The organism is Actinomycetota bacterium (assembly GCA_035697485.1).
GTDB lineage: Bacteria > Actinomycetota > UBA4738 > UBA4738 > HRBIN12 > JAOUEA01.
Genome location: DASSCU010000056.1, coordinates 66,940 through 84,996, shown reverse-complemented (window position 1 = coordinate 84,996; position 18,057 = coordinate 66,940). Strand labels below are relative to the sequence as shown.

The window sequence follows — 18,057 nt, the reverse complement described above, 5'->3', positions numbered from 1 at the left end:
GTCTGCACCCTCCCGGTTCGCGACCTCAGGCGCTCACGGCGGCCTTGTCGGCGAACTCCGCGGCTGCGTCGAGCTCGGACTTGCGGGCCTTCGACACGTAGATCGAGGTCCCGAGGATCACCGCTGCCAGCACTCCGATCGCGATGCGCACCGCGGTCTCGTCGGCGTACTGGACGACGAGCGGCGCGATCAGCAGCGCGACGAGGTTCATCACCTTGATCAGCGGGTTCAGCGCCGGTCCGGCAGTGTCCTTGAACGGGTCACCGACCGTGTCGCCGATCACCGCCGCCTTGTGGGCGTCGGAGCCTTTGCCGCCGAAGTGGCCCTCCTCGATGTACTTCTTCGCGTTGTCCCACGCGCCGCCGGAGTTCGACAACATCACGGCCATCAGCTGCCCTGTGACGATCGCGCCGGCGAGGAACCCGCCGAGCGCCTCTTCCTTCAGAAGGAAGCCGGCGATCACCGGTGAGAGCACCGCCAAGAGGCCGGGTGTGAGGAGCTCCCGCAGCGAGGTCTTCGTGCAGATGTCGACGACCCGCGCGTAGTCGGGCTTGACCGAGTAGTCCATGATGCCTGGGTTCTCGCGGAACTGCTTGCGCACTTCGACCACGACCTGCGCCGCGGCACGGCCGACCGCGCGGATCGCGAGCGAGCTGAACAGGAACGCGATCGTGCCGCCCGCCAGGAGCCCGACGAGGACGTCGGGCCGGTCGATGCGGATGCCTTCGAACGTGAACCCGGCTTCCTTCAGCGCCTCCTCGAACGAGCCGAACAGCGACGTCGCCGCGATCACCGCGGTCGCGATCGCAAGACCCTTCGTGATGGCCTTCGTCGAATTGCCGACGGCGTCGAGGCCGCCGAGGATCTCCGCCGGCCGGCCCTCGAACTCGCCCGACATCTCGGCGATGCCCTGCGCGTTGTCGCTGATCGGGCCGTAGGTGTCCATCGAGACGACGACGCCAACGGTCGTGAGCATGCCCATGCCCGACAACGCGATGAAGTACAGGCGCTCGGCGAACAGGTTCGTGGACTCCGGGTCCGCGAGCAGGAACGCAGCCATGATCGTGCCGGCGACCACGAGCGCGGCCCACACGGCCGATTCGAGGCCGACGGAGAAGCCCGAGAGCACGGTCGTGGCGGGACCGGTCACCGTCGAGTCGGCGACCTCCTTCACGGGCTTGTACTTCGTGTCGGTGAAGTACTGGGTGAGGATCTGGATGATCGAGGCGAGCACCAGGCCGATCGCGACCGCGACGCCGGGTCGCCAGCTCTCCATGTAGGTGACCGAGATGATCATCACGACCACCGCGGAGATCACGGCCGACAGGAAGAAGCCACGGTTGATCGCCTTCATGCCGTGCTCTTCCTCGGAGCGCGGCGTCACGGCCATGATGCCGATGATCGACGTGACGACGCCGACCGCGCGCACGAACAGCGGGAACATCACGCCCGCGATCGCGCCGATCTCACTGTCGGCGAACGCCGCCGCACCCAGGATCAAGGCGGCGACCAGCGTCACCTCGTAGCTCTCGAACAGGTCGGCCGCCATGCCGGCGCAGTCGCCGACGTTGTCGCCCACGTTGTCGGCGATCGTGGCGGCGTTGCGCGGGTCGTCCTCGGGGATGCCCTGCTCGATCTTGCCCACCAGGTCGGCGCCGACGTCGGCCGCCTTCGTGAAGATGCCGCCGCCCACCCGCATGAACATCGCGAGCAGCGCGCCACCGAAGCCGAAGCCGACCAGCACGCTGGTCGCGTCGCCTTCGAAGATGATGAGGATCAGCGTCGCCCCGAACAGGCCGAGGCCGACCGTGAACATGCCGGCGACGCCGCCGGCGCGGAACGCGATCGTGAGCGCCTTGCGAAGGCCGGATTCCTTCGCGGCGTTCGCTGTGCGCACGTTGGCACGCACGGCGAGCCACATGCCCGCGTACCCCGTCAGCATCGAGGCGCCGGCGCCGAGCAGGAAGGCGATCGAACGTCCGACCCGGATCGACAGCTCCGGTGACATGCCGAGCAGGGTCGTCGTGACGGCGTCGGAGACGGGCAGCGCGAAGAACAGCACCACGGTCAGGATGCCGAGGAAGATGCTGAGCGTGCTGAACTGCCGCCTGAGGTAGGCCTTCGCGCCCTCTTGGATCGCGGTCGCGATCTCGCGCATCTTGTCACTGCCCTCGCCCTCAGCGAGCACCTTCGCCCGCAGGTACCAGGCGAAGGCGAGCGCCACGAGCGAGATCGCGAGCACGATCCAGAGCCACGTGTTCTCGAACGACCCGAAGGTGACCTCGAGCGGGCCGCCTTCCTGGGCAAGGACGCGGAACATGCAACCTCCTGAAGTCGGGTGGAGTCCTCTCTGGGGCGCCCGAGCAGGCCGGGCGACCGGTGCAGTATAGGGAACGCTTCCCCTTGCGACCTGCGCGGATGCCGCGCACGACGACGCTCATGGGAGCATGTCGCGCGATGGGGTTCGAGGGCACCACGCTGTGGCGCGTCCGTCAGAAGGTCGGCACCGATCTCGTGCTGTGGCCCGGTGCCAGCGTGATGGTCGTGCGCGACGACGGCCGGGTGCTGGTGGCCCACCGACTCGACAACGGCATGTGGGCGATCCCCGGGGGCGGCGCCGAGCGGGGTTCGAGCTTCACCGACACCGCCGTCACCGAGCTGCGCGAAGAGGTCGGCCTCGACGCCGACCCCGCCGACCTCGAGGCGTTCGCCTGCATCTCGCGCGTCGACAACCACCTCGAGACGTACCCCAACGGCGACGTGACGCACTACTTCGGGCTGTGGTTCGTGCTGCGCCGTTGGCGGGGCGAGCCGGTGGGCGACGGGGAGGAGATGGGTGAGATCGCCTGGGTCGACCTCGACGATCCGCCCCAACCGCTGCTGCGCTCCACGCGCGTGGGGTTCGAGCTCTACCGAGCGTGGCTCGAGACCGGGCGCTTCCAGGCCTACTGAGCGGCGTCGCGCTGAAGGGCGTCGCTCTGAACGGTGTCGCCGGGATCGACGCCTGGCGACGGCGCCACCCGAAGGATGAGGTAGCCGGCGACGCCCGCGACCAGCGATGCAGCCAGGATGGCAGTCTTCGCCTCGTCGAGCCTCGGCCCAGGGGGGAACGCGAGCTCGGCGATGAAGAGGGCCACGGTGAACCCGATGCCGGCGGTCATGCCCATGCCCGTCAGATCGCCCCAGCCGACGTCCCCGCCCAGGCGTCCCAAGCCGGTGCGCACCGTGATGAACGAGCCCAGGAGCACACCCACCGGCTTGCCGAGCACCAGGCCGAGGAAGATGCCCACCGAGACGGGGGCGGTCAGCGAGGCCCCGAGCCGCGTGAGCGAGAGTTCGACGCCCGCGTTCGCGAGCGCGAAGATCGGGAGGATGACGAAGCTCGTCCAGGGCAGCAGCGCGTGCTCGGTTCGGACGAGCGGCGAGACCGCCTCACGGGAGAGCCACGCGAGCCGCATCCACCACTGGGCATCGTCGTCGACCGCCGTGGGATCGTCGCTCGTCTCGTCGGCGGTGCGACGAGCCTGCTCGCTGACCGCCGCCGGACGCTGGAACGGGGCCGCAGGAGTCAGCAGCCCCAGGACCACGCCGGCGATCGTGGGATGGATCCCCGCCTGATACGTCGCGTACCAGAGCGCCGCGCCGAGCAGCACGTAGAGGAGGATGAACCGGATGTGCACCGCGTTCGCGATCGCGATCAGCCCGACGGTCCCGAACGCGGCAATCAGCGCGGTCGCGTCGACACCGCCCGTGTAGAAGATCGCGATCACGATGATCGCGCCGATGTCGTCGACGATCGCAAGCGTGAGCAGCAGCGGCTTCAGCCTGGGCGAGGCGTACGACGCGGCCAGGGCCAGCACCCCGAGCGCGAAGGCGATGTCGGTGGCCATCGGGATACCCCACCCCCGGCCGGTCTCGCCGCCACCCGCGACGGCCAGGTAGATCAGGGCGGGCGCCACCATGCCGCCGATCGCGGCCATGATCGGCAGGGCGGCGACGCGGAGCTGCCGCAGCTCGCCCGAGACGACCTCGCGCTTGATCTCGAGGCCGACCACGAGGAAGAACAACGCCATCAATCCGTCGTTGACCCAGAAGTGCAGATCCTCGTCGAGATCGACCAGGGAGCCGATCCTGATCGCCAACTCGGTGGAGAACAACGCCTCGTAGCCGGCCTTCCACGGGGAATTCGCCCACACCAGCGCGACGATCACCGCCAGGAATAGCAGCGAAGCACTCGCGGTCGAGGTCTGCAGGAATTCCTGCAAGGGCTGGACGACCCGCCTCGGCACGAGCCGATCCGACCTCGACCAGGGAGGCCGGACCTCGGCGAGGGCGTCGTGCCGGGAAGGCGAAGGCGCGTCGGGAGCGACCGGTTCGGACATGACGACTCCTCCCGCCGACCAGTCTTCCCGGCACACCTGTTGCGACGCCACACATCGTACCCGTCACGGAAATCTCACGCCGATGTCGTTGGCGCGGTCCCCCGCCGCCGGTAGGCTCCGCACGTTTTGGCAGATGGTCGGCACGTAGCCACCCCTTCCCGGAAGAAGCCCCTCCTGATCGTCGGCGCCCTCGTGGTCGTCGCGCTCGCGGTGGTGGCGGTCTTCTCGCTGTCCGGTGGTGAGGCCGGGCCGCTGGCTGACCTCGTCCGCGACGACACCCCCGAGACCCCCGAGTTCGCGTTCGATGCCGGCAAGCCGAAGGCGGTCGAGACCTCGGCGAAGCCGAATCATCAGGCAGCCGTCGCGGCTGCGCAGGCGCCCTCCGAGGCCGTCACGCAGCAGCTCGACGACCTCTACACCATGGCGTTCCTCGACCCGGGCAACTGGATGGACGGCGAGTACGACGACGTGTTCGAGTTCTTCTCCGGCGACGCCCGCGACGCGGCCGAGGCTCATCTCGAGGTGCTGACGGCGGGACCCGAGGCCGGTGAGGCGTTCGAGTCGATCAAACCGATGCCGAGCACGCTCAAAGTCCATGTGCTCCTCGATCCGTCGCGTGTTCCCCGCGCCGTCGAGGGGAGTGCGCGCTTCGTCGCCCGCGGCACGGGCGCCGACGGCCAGGTGGAGATGATCAGCAAGGGGCAGTTCGTCTTCGAGAAGGTGGACGGCGAGTGGCTCGTGGTCTCGTTCTCGGTGCAGCGCAGCGACGAGGAGCGCGAGCCGAAGCCGAGCGCGTCGGGCTCGCCGGGTGCGAGCGGCGGCGCCGAGCCGTCGGAGGCCGAGGCATCGTGAGGCGCCGCGCGACGTTCATCTTGGTCGCCCTGGTGGCCTGGGTGCTGGGGTCGAGCCTCGGCGCGCTGAGCGGCACCGTGGCCGCTCGGGCACAGTCGACCGGCGTCGTGATGGGCAAGGCGCACGCCGGGTTCACGCCGTCGCTCACCGGGTCCAAGCCGGTCGTGATCCTCGCGATCGGCTCGGGGGCCCGCGAGGGCGAGAACGTGATGCGTTCGCTCGGTGACTCGCTGCACATGATCTTCTTGAACCCTGCGAAGAAGCGGGCGGTGCTGGTCGGCGTGCCGCGCGACTCCTACATGCCGATCCCCGGCCATGGCAGCGGCAAGATCAACTCCTCGATGGTCTACGGCGGTCCCGAGCTCATGGTTGCCACGATGGAGCAGAACTTCGGCGTCACGATTGACTACTGGGCGCTCACGACGTTCTGGGGCTTCACCGACATGATCAACGCGGTCGGCGGCCTCACGGTCGACGTGCCGTTCCCGATGGTCGACTCGTACTCCCGCAGCGACTTCCAGCCGGGGGTCCAGCGGTTCACCGGACCGGAGGCCCTCGCGTTCTCGCGCGACCGTCACAGCCTCGAGCAGGGCGACTTCGGCCGGCAGGAGAACGGCGGCCGGCTGATCCTGGCCTCGCTCACGCAGTTCAAGAAGGAGTTCCGCGCCGACCAGGCCCGCCTGTTCACCTGGCTCGGGGCAGGCATGCGAAACATCGAGACCGAGATCCCGTTGTCGGAGGTCATGGCACTCGCCTTCACATCCTCGAAGGTGCCGCCGGCGAAGGTGCAGAACGTCGTGCTGCCCGGCGGGACCGGCATGGTCGGCGGCACTTCGGTCGTCACGCTCGACATGGCGCGTGCGCGCGCGATCGTGGCCGACGCGAAGCAGGACGGCATGCTGTTCAAGAAGAACGTGCCGCCCAGCCCCACCGCCAGCGACTGACCTCGTCGCGGGGTAGGCTGCCGCTCGCATGACGACCCTGCACGACGACCTGACCGACGTCCACCCGGCGCGCGCCAAGATCGAGATCGCGGTCGCCTTCGCGCTCACGGTCCCAGGGTTCGTCGTGCGATTCACGCACCCGGACATCTCCCATCCGATCGAGGCGTTCCTGTTCGGCGTCGCGATCGTCGGCGCCGCCTTCATGCTCTCGTGGGCCGCCGAGGTCGCACAGCTCGACATCTCGGCGGGGCTGGCGATCGCGATCCTCGCGTTGATCGCCGTGCTGCCCGAGTACGCGGTCGACTTCGTCTTCGCGAAGAAGGGCGGTGAGTCGTTCGCCCAGACGGGGGCTGCGTGCCTGCCGCTCGATGGCGGCACTGAGTCGCCGTGCCATCTCGCCCTCGCGAACATGACCGGTGCGAACCGCCTGCTGATCGGCGTCGGCTGGACGATGGTGATCTTCATCGCCTACTTCCGGCTCAAGCGGAACAACCGCCTCGTGAGGGCCGCGAACGGCCGATGGGAAGGCGTGCGCCTCGACCGCGAGCACTCGATCGAGATCGGCTACCTGGCCGTGGCCACGATCTACTCGCTCACGCTGCCGCTGAAGCACTCCGTGACGCTGGTCGATGCGGCGATCCTGATCGCGATCTTCGTCGCCTACTCGATCAGGGTCTCGAGGGCCCCGGCCGAGGAACCACACCTCGTCGGCCCGGCGAGGTACCTCGGCACGTTCGGCACCCTGCCTCGGCGACTCACGGTGGGGGCGATCGCGGTCTTCGCCGCCGCGGTGATCCTGCTGTTTGCGGAGCGTTTCGCCGAGGCCCTGGTCCTCTCGGGCGAGGCCCTCGGGGTGAGCGAGTTCCTGCTCGTGCAGTGGGTCGCACCGCTCGCGTCGGAGGCGCCCGAGCTGCTGATCGCCGGTCTCTATGCCTGGCGACTGAACACGAGCGCGGGCCTCGGCACGCTCGTCTCGTCGAAGGTCAACCAGTGGACGCTGCTCGTCGGCACGCTGCCGATCGTCTTCTCGATCGCCGCCGGTGGGCTCCACGGGCTCCCGCTCGACACCGTGCAGCGCGAGGAGCTGTTCCTCACCGCCGCGCAGTCGTTCTTCGCCGTCGCCGTGATCTCGAGCCTCACGATGTCGCTGCGCGAGGCCGTCTTCCTCTTCGCCCTGTTCTGGGGCCAGTTCATCCTCGGCGGCATCGTGCCCGAGCAGTACCACGGCATCGAGCGCGTCGCCGTGGGCATCGTCTACCTCGTGCTCGGCGTCTGGGTGCTGGCGACCGACCGGTTCAACTACCGGCAGCTCGCGCGCGACGCGTTCCGGGCGCCCTACGACGAGCTTGCCAGGGAACGGGAGGCCGACGCGGCAGCCGTGGCCGCGCGACGCCAGGTCTGAGCGCCCTTCGTCGCCCGCCGCCGGTAGCCTTCCGGCGTGGATCCCTCGGCGTTCCTGCGGCACCTCGAGGCCGATCCCGACGTGGGCGACTCGCTCGTGCACGTGCGGGTCCTGCCCGCCCGCGACCCGGTCGTCGAGCCGTTCCCCGACGACCTGCCCGAGCTGCTCGTGACCAGGCTCGGCCTGACGGGCGTGCGCGGCCTCTACCCACACCAGTCCGACGGCCTCACGGCGCTGCGGGCGGGGCGCGACGTGGTGATGGCCACCGGCACGGCGAGCGGCAAGACCCTCGTGTACAACACGGCGTTCGCCGAGACCGCGATCACCACGCCGAAGTCCACCGCGCTGTACCTGTTCCCGACGAAGGCCCTCGCACGGGACCAGCTGCGAGCGGTGCGGGCACTGAAGCTGCCGCAACTGAAGGCGGCCGTCTACGACGGCGATACGCCGAAGGCGGAACGCCCGCTGATCCGAGCGAACGCGAATCTCGTGATGACGAACCCCGACATGCTGCACCTCTCGCTGCTCGCCGATCACGCTCGGTGGGCGGACTTCTTCCTGCGGCTGTCGCTCGTGGTCGTCGACGAGGCCCACGTGTGCCGGGGCGTGTTCGGGTCGCACGTCGCGATGGTGCTGCGACGGCTACGGCGCCTCGTTGCCCACTACGGCGGCGCGCCGCGATGGTGCCTCGCGAGCGCGACCGTCGGGAACCCCGGCGAGCTCGCGACACGGCTCACGGGCCTCGACGACGTCGTCGAGATCACCGACGACGCCTCGCCGTCGGGCGAGAAGCGCTTCGCCCTGTGGAACCCGCCGCTCGCGGACGAGGAGACCGGTGCGCGCCGGAGTGCCCTCGCCGAGAGCGCATGGCTCCTCGGGCAGCTCGTGAGGGACGGGACCCGCGCGATCGGCTTCACCCGATCTCGTCGGGCAGCCGAGCTGCTCGCCGAGTGGACGCGGCGCGAGGTCGGCGACGCGCAGCTTCGGGAGAAGATCACGAGCTACCGGGCCGGCTACCTGGCGGAGGATCGGCGGCGCATCGAGCGGGCGCTCGCCGACGGCGAGCTGCTGGCGGTCGCCTCGACGAACGCGCTCGAGCTCGGCATCGACATCGGGTCGCTGGACGCGGCGGTGCTCACCGGGTACCCGGGGACCCGCGCGGCGATGTGGCAGCAGGCCGGACGAGCCGGACGGCGCGACACCGACTCGCTCGCGGTGCTCGTGGCTCAGGACGACCCGCTCGACCAGTACCTCGTGCACCATCCGGCGGATCTGTTCGACAAGCCGGCGGAGGCCGCCGTGATCGACCCCACGAATCCCTACGTGCGGGAACCGCATCTGCGCTGCGCCGCACGGGAGGTGCCGCTGCGCGACGATGAGCTCGCGTTCTTCGGCGACACCAGTGAGGTGCGAGCCTCGGTCGAGGCGATGACCAGCCGCGGCGAGCTCGTCCGGCGTCGGGAGGCCTGGCACGATCGCGGCCGCGACGAGCCCCATCGGGCGGTCGACGTGCGCGCCGGCGGAGGCCACGTCTACTCGATCGTGATCGACGGCACCGGCGAGCTGCTCGGTACCGCCGACGAGCACCGCGCCTACGCCACCCTGCACCCGGGCGCGGTCTACCTGCACCTCGGGGAGCAGTATCTCGTGCAGGAGCTCGACCTCGTCTCGCGCATCGCCGTCGTGCGTGACGCCGACCCCGACTTCTACACGCAGGCCCGCGACGTCACCGACATCGCGATCGGGGAGACACGTTCGCAGTCAACCATCGGGGACGTCGTCCAATGCTTCGGATCGGTCTCGGTGACGAACCAGGTCGTGAGCTACGTGCGCAAGTCGGTCTCGACGAACGAGACGCTCGACGAGTTCCCCCTGCCGCTGCCGCCGGTCGAGCTCGAGACCCGGGCGGTGTGGTGGACGATCCCCCAGACGGTGCTCGATCGCGCGGGGGTCGGCCCACGCGACGTGGCCGGTGCGATCCATGCGGCGGAGCACGCCGCGATCGGGCTGCTGCCCCTCGTCGCGACCTGCGACCGATGGGACATCGGCGGCGTCTCGACGCCGATGCACCCCGACACCGGCGCCACTACGATCTTCATCTACGACGGCTACCCGGGCGGGGCCGGCATCACGGAGCGCGGCGCGGCGACCAGCGAGCGGTGGCTGACGGCGACGCTCGAGGCGATCAGGCAGTGCCCCTGCACGCACGGGTGCCCGAGCTGCGTCCAGAGCCCGAAGTGCGGCAACGGCAACGAGCCGCTCGACAAGCAGGGGGCCGTCGCGCTGCTGGCGGCGTTCCTCGGGGAGCATTGGGGCTAGCATCGTGCCGGCGGTGGTGCGGAGGTTCCGGTGAGGGGGCCCGCTCGAGGCTGCGGTAGCCTCGGAGGCGCCCGTGTACCCGCACCGACTCACCCGCCGTCAGTTCATGAGCCGATCCGCCGCGGCCGCGGCCGGGTTCCTCGTGACCTCGTGCATCGGCGACCGTCTGTCGACGAGCCCCGAGCCGAGGCCGACGTTCAGCCCGATGCCGCCGGAGAAGCTCGCCACGCGCTGGCCGATCGACCGCGTCGTGTACCTGATGCTCGAGAACCGCAGCTTCGACAACATCTTCGGGCGGTACCCGGGCGCCGCTGGCACGCGCACCGGCATGCGGTGGGGCGAGGAGGTCAGGCTGCGGCACTGCCCTGAGTGGCTCCCGGGCGATCTTCCCCACGACACGGCGTCGTGGCACGCGATGCACAACGACGGGAAGATGGACGGGTTCGCGATCGGGGAGTACGGACCCTCCTTCGCCTACTCGCAGTTCGACCGTCCCGACGTGCCGAGCTACTTCCAGTGGGCCGACGAGTACGTGCTCTGTGACAACTTCTTCGCGTCGGTGGCGGGCCCGTCGTACCCGAACCACCTGTACATGATCGCCGGCCAGGCCGGCGGGGCGATCAACAACCCCGAGAACATCAAGGTGAAGCAGCTGAACGACGGTCGCGCGTTCAAGAGCTGGGGGTGCGACGCATACGGCGACGAAGTCTTCGTCTACGTCGAGGACGCGCGGGGTAACCTCGACCGGCACTCCACATGCTTCGACATGAAGACGGTCGGCCACCAGCTGTCGAAGCGCGACATCGACTGGGCCTACTACTCGGCCGATCCGTATCAGGCCGGCTACATCTGGCAGGCGTACTCGTCGATCGAGGACATCTTCCACGACGACGAGCTGTGGCAGCGACACATCTGGCCGGTCGACGACATCATGCGCGACATCGAGGCCGAGGCGCTGCCGCCGGTCACTTGGATCACGCCGCGCTTCCAGCTGTCGGACCACCCACCGTTCAGCACGCGACACGCGCACAACTGGGTCACCGACATCGTGAACGGCCTCATGCGGTCGTCGATGTGGGAGTCGATCGCGATCTTCATCACCTGGGACGAGTGGGGCGGGCTGTACGACCACGTGGCGCCGCCGACGGTCGACGACGTGGAGCTCGGGTTCCGCGTGCCGATGATGGTGATCTCGCCCTACGCGAAACGCGGCTACATCGACGACGCGTTCGCGGAGTTCTCCTCGCCGCTGCGGTTCATCGCCGACAACTGGGACCTGCCCTATCTCACCCCGCGCATCGCGAACTCGCACAACTACAAGCACGTGTTCGACTTCGACCGCAGGCCGCGGCCGCCCTCGCCCGGACGCCACGTACGCGCCACGAACGACTTCTGGGACTGGCCGGAGACGTTCCCGGGGTGGCCGGCGTCGCTCGACCCCGAGGACCCGAAGATCCGCTACCCCTGATCGACGGGGGCGGCGTCCTTGCTGCCGTGGTCGGGCAGCCTTCCGGCCAGGCACGGCAGGGTGTCGAGCATCTCCGATGGGAACGCGGCGATGAACGCGGGCTCGTCGGCCACCGTCGGTGCGACCGGGTATTGCCCGCCCTGCACGTCGCCCTTCGTGGCCGTGAGCAGGAACCCCGAGATCTCCTCGAGCGTGGTGCCGTTCTGCTCCATCTCGTCGAGGTCGATGAAGATGTGGGTCGGTTGCGTGAACTCCACGATCCGCACGTCGTCGCCGTCGGTGTCGAAACGCTCCTGGATCAGGTTCGCGACGCTGGTCGGCGAGATCACGGACGCGCCGCTCACCGCGGGGTCGGGGGTGTGGCCGTGGTCGGCGGTGAGCATCATCACCCACTCGCCCTCGCCGACGTGCTCGTTCAACAGATCGATCAGGTTCGGCAGGCCGGCGTCCTGCGCCTGCACCGAATCGCGCATCTCGACGGCGTTCATCGAATAGAGGTGTCCGATCTCGTCGATCAGCTTGTAATTGATGTAGAGCAGGTCGGGCACGCCGTCGGCGCCGAATCCTTCCCGCTGCACGACCTCGTCGATCAGCCTCGTCTGCCACGGGATGCGGGCCGGCGTCTTCAACGCCTCCTCGGCGCGGGCCCCGTCGAGAGCGAGTTCGTGCCACATGCCGTCGTCCTCCCCGTCCTGCAGATCGACCTCGTCGAAGTACTCGGTGATCGGCGGCAGGTCGTTCACGTACGGCAGCATGCGGTAGTAGGGGGCGACGTTGCTGGTGAGGTTCCACGAGATGCCCTCGGCGCCGAGGGTCGCCGCCCCCTCCCGCTCGCGCAGCACCGCGATGTCCTGGTCGCCGCCCCCCCACAGCGAGCCGTGGCCCATCATGCCGAGGTGGATCGCCACCGTCGCGAGAGCCCCGACGACCGGACGGTTGCCCATCGCGCGGTCGTAGAGATCGGCGAACGTGGCGGCCACGAGGTAGCGTGGGCCGGCTTCCCACGGATCGGTGAGCCGGTCACCGATGCGCAGCTGGTGGGCGACGAGCCCGTGGTTGCGGGAGAACGCCCCGGTGCCGATCGTCGCGTGGATCTGTGCCGTGCTGGGGGGCGACGACCCCACCTCGGCCTCCTCGTACCACGTGCCCTCGTCGATCAGGCCCTGAAGGTTCGGCCAGGACTTCGGCCACTCGTCGAGCACGAATCGGCCGGCGCCGTCCCAGACCACCACGACGACCACCTTCGGCGGGTCCGCGCCGGGCACGAGCGCTTCGGAGAGCGGTGCGCCGTCGGGCGCGTCGAACGGGAAGTCGACCAGTTCGCCCTGGGTGGGCGCGATGTCGGCGAGCGTGACGACGCGGTCGACCTCGCCTCGGGCCTGGATGTGGCCCGGACCGTAGAGCAACAGCGGCACCTGTCCGACGTAGTCCCACGGGCCGGAGTGCGGCAGTCCTCCCGTGCCGACGAAGTCGGGTTCCTGGGGGATGATGTCGATGTCGCCGCTTCGGTCGGCGCGATGGCCGCGCCAGCCCCGCACGAGCAGCTTCGTCGGGACCTCGCAGGCGGTCGCTGCGAGCTGGGCCCGCATCGCCTGGGTCTGCGAGAGCCCCGTCGCCGCCGGCGCCGTCGCGCCCGTGCCGGGCGCCAGCACGAACGCACCACCGAGAGCGAGCGCCGCGATCGGACCGGCGAGCGAGCGACGAGTCCTCACGCGGCGGCCCCCGGCTGCGGCGGAACGAACGCACCGTAGTCCTCGCCGCCGAACAGCAACACGACGAGGCCGATGTGCTTGGGCTCGGGCACGGCCGCACGCTCCACCTGCCACTCGCTCTCCCCTTCCGGGGCGCTTGCGGGGTCGACCACGATCCAATCGACGCGGGCGCCGTCGCGGGCGTCGAGCACGTATACGCCGGGCCGCGGCAGCGCCGCCCCGGTGTCGTTCTCGACCGTGAGCATCGCGCCCTCGCCGTCGATCGTGAGTCGGGCCTCGATGCCGGCGGCATCGGTGAAGACGTAGGAATCGGTGCTCGTGACGGGCGGCGGCGACGTCTGTGGCGACTCCTCGGCGCCCGCGGGCGGGTCCCCGTCTTCAGTGCATGCGGCGAGCGAGAGCGTGAGCAGTGCGAGGCCCAGCAACACACCGAACGACGCGCTGAGGCAGGAGCGAGTTGGGAGGCCCATCGAGCGCGGCAGTCTAACAGTGGGGGTGTGGCGGCCCTGTGACGACCGCCCTCGACCATCGACGTGGCAGGGCCACGGGCCCCGCCCTGCGATACTCACCGGCATGGCCCAACGGGAAGCCCCTTACGTCGCGGTGATCGGCGCGAGCGACGCCACCGAGTGGGAGCTCGCGATGGCCGAGGACGTGGGGCGACGGCTCGCGCGCGCCGGGGCCGTGCTCGTCTGCGGCGGACTCGGCGGCGTGATGAACGCCGCCGCCGCGGGAGCGGCGGCCGAGGGCGGCACCTCGGTCGGCATCCTGCCGGGCAACGATCGCGGCGGCGCGAGCCCGCACCTCACCGTCGCCGTGACCACCGGGTTCGGTGAGGGTCGCAACGTCCTGGTCGCGCGGAGCGCCGACGCGGTGATCGCCGTCGGCGGCGAGTTCGGCACGCTGAGCGAGGTGGCGCTCGCCCTGAAGATGGGCAAGCGCGTCGTGGGACTCGGCACCTGGGACCTGCGGCGCGACGACATGGAGGCCGACCCGCTCGTTCGTGCCGAGACCGCGGCCGACGCGGTCCGCGCGGCGCTCGGGAGCTGAGCCGGTCAGCGGCACACATCGGCGCTGCGGCCTAGCGATTCTGCGGTATCGCCCTCAAGCCCTCTCGGGCGTAGCCTGCGCGTCCGGACCTGCAGTGGCCAGCCGCTGTGCTCGCCCACCCCGTCGCGGCCGCCTACACGCGCGTCGTGGGCTCGAGCGCCGGATGGCCGCGGGGCTCGACGGCGCGGGATCTGCTCCCGGCCACGGTCGTGCGGCGGAGGTCGGAAACGCTCACCGCCGCCCGGCCGGTCGTCGGGCTCCACCCGTCCCGGTCGTGGGTCGTCGGGGGGACCACCCACGACCGGGAACCCACTTCCCGTTCACGCGTTGACCGGCTCAGCCTCCATCCACAGCTCGTCGTAGCCCGTGTCGCGCCTCGGCACGGCGTCGAGCCGGCGCATCAACGTTCCCGCATCCGGGTCGGAGAACCACTCCTTCATCTCACGCTCGAAGGTCGCGAGGTCGGGGAAGTCGATCTCCAGGCACATCTCGTTGAACGTGCCGAACGCGCGCGTCATCAATCTGCCCTGCGTCCATCCGCGCTCGGCGCAGAGCGTGTTCACGTCGTCGGTGATGGCGACGATCTCGTTCCAACCGTCGATGTCCTTCACCGTGAGGAGCTGTCGATGGCGATACACGGAGATCCTCCGATCGTCTCGTCACTGCCCGGAACGAGGACGACAGGCTCAAGAGGAGGTCCGCGGACGGGCACGGTGATCGGTCGCAGTTCGCACCTCTCGACGAGCGGTCGGGTGCGGGCGCATGTGCATCATGCGCCCGCCCCACGTCGGCGCGCAAACGCACTCTTCAGGCCGCGGCATCCCCCTTGCCGACGACCCTGCCGGCCAGGCGCAGCGCCGTCGTCCGCTCGTTGGGCTTCAGCCCGATCGCGAGCAGCGCGATCGCATATGCCCCGGTGCCGAACGCTGCCGAAAGCAGCAGGTTCACGAGCCATTGAGCCTCGGGCAGCACGGCGTGTGCGGCGGCCGTCACCAGGCCGCCGATCACGGTGGGCCCCACCAACCGCAGGTAGGACCGATCGAAGGGCCAGATCCGCAGGAACCGACGCACCAACAGCAGCCGTGCGATCGCGCTGAACGTGAGCGTGGCCGCCTGCGCGATCGCGGCGCCCTCGATGCCGAGCACCTCAGGACGCGCGAGGGCGAGGGCGAGGGCCACGTCGATCGCGAACCCGCCGATGTAGACGAGCAGGTCCCAGCCGGTGCGCCCGGCCATGATCAGGATGAACCCGACCGTGCCCACCATGACCGGCACGATCATGCCGACGATCAGGATGCGCAGAGCCGTCTGCCCCTGCACGAACTCGGCGCCGAAGATGCGCAGCACGGGGCCGGGCATGATCGCGAGCACGAGCAGCACCGGGATCGTCGCGGCGAGCGTCCACCGCGTGACCTGCTTGTAGAGCTCATCGAGCTTCGAGCGCTCCCCTCGGTGGTGCAGGTCGGCCACGAAGGGGCTGAACGTGAGCGAGACGCTCGTGAGGAACAGGAACAGCGCCTGCCCGGCGCGCAGCACGGCGCTGTAGACCCCGACCTGCCCCTCGGCCCCCGCGCCCTGGCCGCTCGAGAGCAGTGACAGCACGAACAGGTCGGTCCAGAAGATCAGCTGGGAGAAGAGCGTGGCGGGGGCGCGAAGGGCACCGAAGCGCAGCAGCGGGCCGGTGCGTTCCTCGGGGATGCCCTCGCCTGTGACCTCGTGGGGGAAGCGGCGCTCCTCCTTCTGCCACCCGTACACGGCGATCGCGAGCGCGAGGGCCCACGACGCCGCGAACGCCCAACCGGCAGCGCCCGCCGTCGCCGCCCAGACCGCCCAGAACCCGACCGTGAAGACGATCCAGCCGATCGGTTGGGCGGTCCACTGCGAGTAGAGCGTGTAGCGCATGATCTTCAGGCCGCGCGTGGCACCCATGTACGTGAAGGCGAGGGCGGCGAACGGCACGGTCACCGCCGCCGCGCGGAACGCAGGCACGGCGGCGTCGTTGCCGCTGAAGAAGGTCTCGGCGAGCCACGGCGCGAGCGCCCACGCCACCACGCCGAACGGCACGGAGAAGGCGGCCGCGATCACGCCCGCTCGGCGCACGAGCGCACGGCTGCGCGCCGCCTCGCCGCGGCCGACGAGGATCGCCACCAGGCGCACGTTCGCGACGTCCATGCCGAAGCGAGTCAAGGCCGCGGCGATGAACGCGAACTGCGTGGTGAGGGTGACCACGCCGTAGGCGCGGTCGCCGAGGCGCTGGGTCATGATCACCTGGGCGGCGAACGTCGCGACCGCACCGATCGCGAGGCCGAGCACGTTCTGACCCGTGTTGCCGAGGATGACCCGCTGATCGGAACCCTTCGGGCCGACGGCGACCGGCTCGGTCGCCTCGGCGACCTCGACGGCTTCTTCGACGACCTCGGGATCCATGACCGGCCAAGTATCGCGGACCCGATGGCCCCTGACCGTCAGGAACGTGTGGAGACGCGCTCGATCGCCCCTCTTGACACGCAATCGCTGGGTTGCGTATGGTTCCCGCAACCAGCTGGTTGCTCGTCGTGCGGCACCCGTGACGAAGGGGCGATTCGCCGATGGACCTTCCCGACTCGATCCGCAAGGAGCTCACCCTGGCCGCCCCGCGCGATCGGGTTTGGCGTGCGCTCACCGACCCGGCGGAGCTGGTGCGATGGTTCCCCACGCACGCGGCCGAGGTTGACCTTCGGCCCGGAGGCGCCGTGCGGTTCTCGTGGCAGGACTCGGAGGACGAGGGCGTGATCGACGAGGTGGAACCCGGGGAACGACTCGTCTTCCGGTGGCGGATGCAGGGTTCCGACCGGCCGTCCACGCGGGTCGCCATCACGCTCACCGATATCCCCGAGGGCGGCACGCGCCTCGTGCTCACCGAAGAGGGGTTCGCTGCCCTCGCCGACGACGAGCGCGACGAGATGATCACCGGCAACGCCCAGGGATGGGCCGAGGAGCTCGAGGAGCTCAGGGCCCTCGTGGAATCGCCCGACATGAGCCTCACGCAGGGTTGATCGGACGATGGCCTCCGCGGTCGATCCTTCGACGACGGCCGGGCTCGACCGGGCCGGGCGAGTCTTCGGCGCGCTGGCCGATCCCACGAGGCGGGCCATCGTGCGGGAGCTCTCGATCGACGGCCCCCTCACCGCCACGGAGCTCGCATCTCGGGTCGGCATCTCGCGTCAGGCGGCCTCGAAGCACCTCGCCGAACTCTCGCTCGCGGGCCTCGCATCGGGCGAGCGAAGCGGCCGAGAGCGCCGCTTCACCCTGCGCACCGCGCCGTTCGCCGAGGCGGAAGCGTGGATGCGCGCGATCGGTGCCACATGGGACCAGCGACTCGAGGCGTTCCGCCGGCTGATCGAAGAAGGCTGAGGCCCGGTGAACACGCCACGAGGCCCGGCGCTCCGCGCCGGGCCTCGTGCTCACCTGTGGAGAGGCGATCGATCGCTGCGCGATCAGAAGGTCGCGCCGCCCCTGCAGGTCTCCCCAGCGTGCGTCGCGCGAGCGCGGAACACGTCGCTGCCTGCCGGGTTCGAGGTCACGACCCGAACCTCGAACGAGCCGCTCGGGCCGCTCGTCGTGCGGTTCCCGCGGAAGATCACGTTCCCGTTCTTCACGATGCGCACCGCCCAGGTCTGGCCACGCCGGTTTGAGTCGACCTCGTACTCGACCTCGATCTTGCCGTCCTCGGGCGAGAGCTTTAGCTTCCAGTCGGTCGCGCCGCTGCACGATCCGCGCCGGATCACGTCGCCGTCCTTGGCCAGCGCGGGCACGGCTCCGGCCACGGACACCGTCAGCATCGCGGCCACTCCGACTCGCAGGAACTTGCCGATCATCTGCATCCCCTCCTCGGGCTCGCGGCCGGAGCGTCCGGCCGTCTGGCTCAAGGTTCGTCGTAACTCGGTCG

At 69.9% G+C, this 18,057-nt stretch carries 16 protein-coding genes; 9 read left to right on the top strand and 7 right to left on the bottom strand.

Annotation, left to right across the window (positions count from 1 at the left end; genetic code table 11):
- Positions 1 to 25 precede the first annotated feature (25 nt).
- Positions 26 to 2,320 (bottom strand): sodium-translocating pyrophosphatase, encoded by a 2,295-nt coding sequence (locus VFI59_14060; GenBank protein ID HET6714821.1) that lies wholly within the window; start codon positions 2,318 to 2,320, stop codon positions 26 to 28.
- Positions 2,321 to 2,457: 137 nt separating this feature from the next.
- Here VFI59_14060 and VFI59_14055 point away from each other — a divergent pair, with 137 nt between their 5' ends.
- Positions 2,458 to 2,952 carry an NUDIX domain-containing protein gene (locus VFI59_14055; protein HET6714820.1) on the top strand — a complete coding sequence of 165 codons (495 nt, stop codon included), beginning with the start codon at positions 2,458 to 2,460 and terminating at the stop codon, positions 2,950 to 2,952.
- On the opposite strand, the gene nhaA is transcribed toward VFI59_14055, so the two are convergent.
- On the bottom strand, positions 2,946 to 4,382 hold the full coding sequence (nhaA, locus tag VFI59_14050; protein HET6714819.1) for a Na+/H+ antiporter NhaA: 1,437 nt from the start codon (positions 4,380 to 4,382) through the stop codon (positions 2,946 to 2,948). The genes VFI59_14055 and nhaA overlap by 7 nt on opposite strands.
- Positions 4,383 to 4,508: 126 nt before the next feature.
- Between nhaA and VFI59_14045 the strand changes: the two genes are divergently transcribed.
- From VFI59_14045 to VFI59_14025, 5 genes are all read left to right on the top strand, one after another.
- Entirely contained in the window at positions 4,509 to 5,234 is a 726-nt protein-coding gene (locus tag VFI59_14045) for a hypothetical protein (protein ID HET6714818.1), read from the top strand.
- On the top strand, positions 5,231 to 6,178 hold the full coding sequence (locus VFI59_14040; protein HET6714817.1) for an LCP family protein: 948 nt from the start codon (positions 5,231 to 5,233) through the stop codon (positions 6,176 to 6,178). The genes VFI59_14045 and VFI59_14040 overlap by 4 nt, the downstream gene beginning before the upstream one ends.
- Before the next feature lie 28 nt (positions 6,179 to 6,206).
- Entirely contained in the window at positions 6,207 to 7,580 is a 1,374-nt protein-coding gene (locus tag VFI59_14035; protein ID HET6714816.1) for a sodium:proton exchanger, read from the top strand.
- A 36-nt stretch (positions 7,581 to 7,616) separates the two neighbouring features.
- Positions 7,617 to 9,899, top strand: coding sequence for a DEAD/DEAH box helicase (locus tag VFI59_14030; protein ID HET6714815.1), 2,283 nt, complete (start codon positions 7,617 to 7,619; stop codon positions 9,897 to 9,899).
- Between the two features lie 106 nt (positions 9,900 to 10,005).
- Positions 10,006 to 11,367 carry an alkaline phosphatase family protein gene (locus VFI59_14025; protein HET6714814.1) on the top strand — a complete coding sequence of 454 codons (1,362 nt, stop codon included), beginning with the start codon at positions 10,006 to 10,008 and terminating at the stop codon, positions 11,365 to 11,367.
- On the opposite strand, the gene VFI59_14020 is transcribed toward VFI59_14025, so the two are convergent.
- Together VFI59_14020 and VFI59_14015 are read right to left on the bottom strand one after the other, a co-directional pair.
- Positions 11,358 to 13,079, bottom strand: coding sequence for an alkaline phosphatase family protein (locus VFI59_14020; protein HET6714813.1), 1,722 nt, complete (start codon positions 13,077 to 13,079; stop codon positions 11,358 to 11,360). The two genes, VFI59_14025 and VFI59_14020, sit on opposite strands and share 10 nt — an antisense overlap.
- Complete coding sequence (locus VFI59_14015; GenBank protein HET6714812.1) at positions 13,076 to 13,549, bottom strand: hypothetical protein; 474 nt, start codon at positions 13,547 to 13,549, stop codon at positions 13,076 to 13,078. The genes VFI59_14020 and VFI59_14015 overlap by 4 nt, the downstream gene beginning before the upstream one ends.
- Before the next feature lie 103 nt (positions 13,550 to 13,652).
- Here VFI59_14015 and VFI59_14010 point away from each other — a divergent pair, with 103 nt between their 5' ends.
- Positions 13,653 to 14,129 carry a TIGR00725 family protein gene (locus VFI59_14010; protein HET6714811.1) on the top strand — a complete coding sequence of 159 codons (477 nt, stop codon included), beginning with the start codon at positions 13,653 to 13,655 and terminating at the stop codon, positions 14,127 to 14,129.
- Positions 14,130 to 14,449: 320 nt separating this feature from the next.
- Here VFI59_14010 and VFI59_14005 read toward each other — a convergent pair whose 3' ends face one another.
- A complete protein-coding gene (locus tag VFI59_14005) occupies positions 14,450 to 14,767 on the bottom strand; it encodes a hypothetical protein (protein HET6714810.1) in 318 nt (105 codons plus the stop codon).
- A 169-nt stretch (positions 14,768 to 14,936) separates the two neighbouring features.
- A complete protein-coding gene (locus VFI59_14000; protein HET6714809.1) occupies positions 14,937 to 16,556 on the bottom strand; it encodes an oligosaccharide flippase family protein in 1,620 nt (539 codons plus the stop codon).
- 161 nt (positions 16,557 to 16,717) lie between these two features.
- On the opposite strand from VFI59_14000, the gene VFI59_13995 reads away from it, so the two are divergent.
- Both VFI59_13995 and VFI59_13990 read left to right on the top strand, forming a co-directional pair.
- Positions 16,718 to 17,164 (top strand): SRPBCC domain-containing protein, encoded by a 447-nt coding sequence (locus VFI59_13995; protein ID HET6714808.1) that lies wholly within the window; start codon positions 16,718 to 16,720, stop codon positions 17,162 to 17,164.
- 7 nt (positions 17,165 to 17,171) lie between these two features.
- Entirely contained in the window at positions 17,172 to 17,522 is a 351-nt protein-coding gene (locus tag VFI59_13990; GenBank protein ID HET6714807.1) for a metalloregulator ArsR/SmtB family transcription factor, read from the top strand.
- A gap of 83 nt (positions 17,523 to 17,605) precedes the next feature.
- Here VFI59_13990 and VFI59_13985 read toward each other — a convergent pair whose 3' ends face one another.
- A complete protein-coding gene (locus tag VFI59_13985; protein HET6714806.1) occupies positions 17,606 to 18,037 on the bottom strand; it encodes a hypothetical protein in 432 nt (143 codons plus the stop codon).
- Between the last annotated feature and the right edge of the window lie 20 nt (positions 18,038 to 18,057).

Coding starts and splice junctions, on each gene's coding strand:
- VFI59_14060 (HET6714821.1), bottom strand. CDS start 2,320: ATGTTCCGCGTCCTTGCCCAGGAAGGCGGCCCGCTCGAGGTCACCTTC.
- VFI59_14055 (HET6714820.1), top strand. CDS start 2,458: ATGGGGTTCGAGGGCACCACGCTGTGGCGCGTCCGTCAGAAGGTCGGC.
- nhaA (HET6714819.1), bottom strand. CDS start 4,382: ATGTCCGAACCGGTCGCTCCCGACGCGCCTTCGCCTTCCCGGCACGAC.
- VFI59_14035 (HET6714816.1), top strand. CDS start 6,207: ATGACGACCCTGCACGACGACCTGACCGACGTCCACCCGGCGCGCGCC.
- VFI59_14025 (HET6714814.1), top strand. CDS start 10,006: ATGAGCCGATCCGCCGCGGCCGCGGCCGGGTTCCTCGTGACCTCGTGC.
- VFI59_14015 (HET6714812.1), bottom strand. CDS start 13,549: ATGGGCCTCCCAACTCGCTCCTGCCTCAGCGCGTCGTTCGGTGTGTTG.
- VFI59_14010 (HET6714811.1), top strand. CDS start 13,653: ATGGCCCAACGGGAAGCCCCTTACGTCGCGGTGATCGGCGCGAGCGAC.
- VFI59_14000 (HET6714809.1), bottom strand. CDS start 16,556: ATGGATCCCGAGGTCGTCGAAGAAGCCGTCGAGGTCGCCGAGGCGACC.
- VFI59_13995 (HET6714808.1), top strand. CDS start 16,718: ATGGACCTTCCCGACTCGATCCGCAAGGAGCTCACCCTGGCCGCCCCG.
- VFI59_13990 (HET6714807.1), top strand. CDS start 17,172: ATGGCCTCCGCGGTCGATCCTTCGACGACGGCCGGGCTCGACCGGGCC.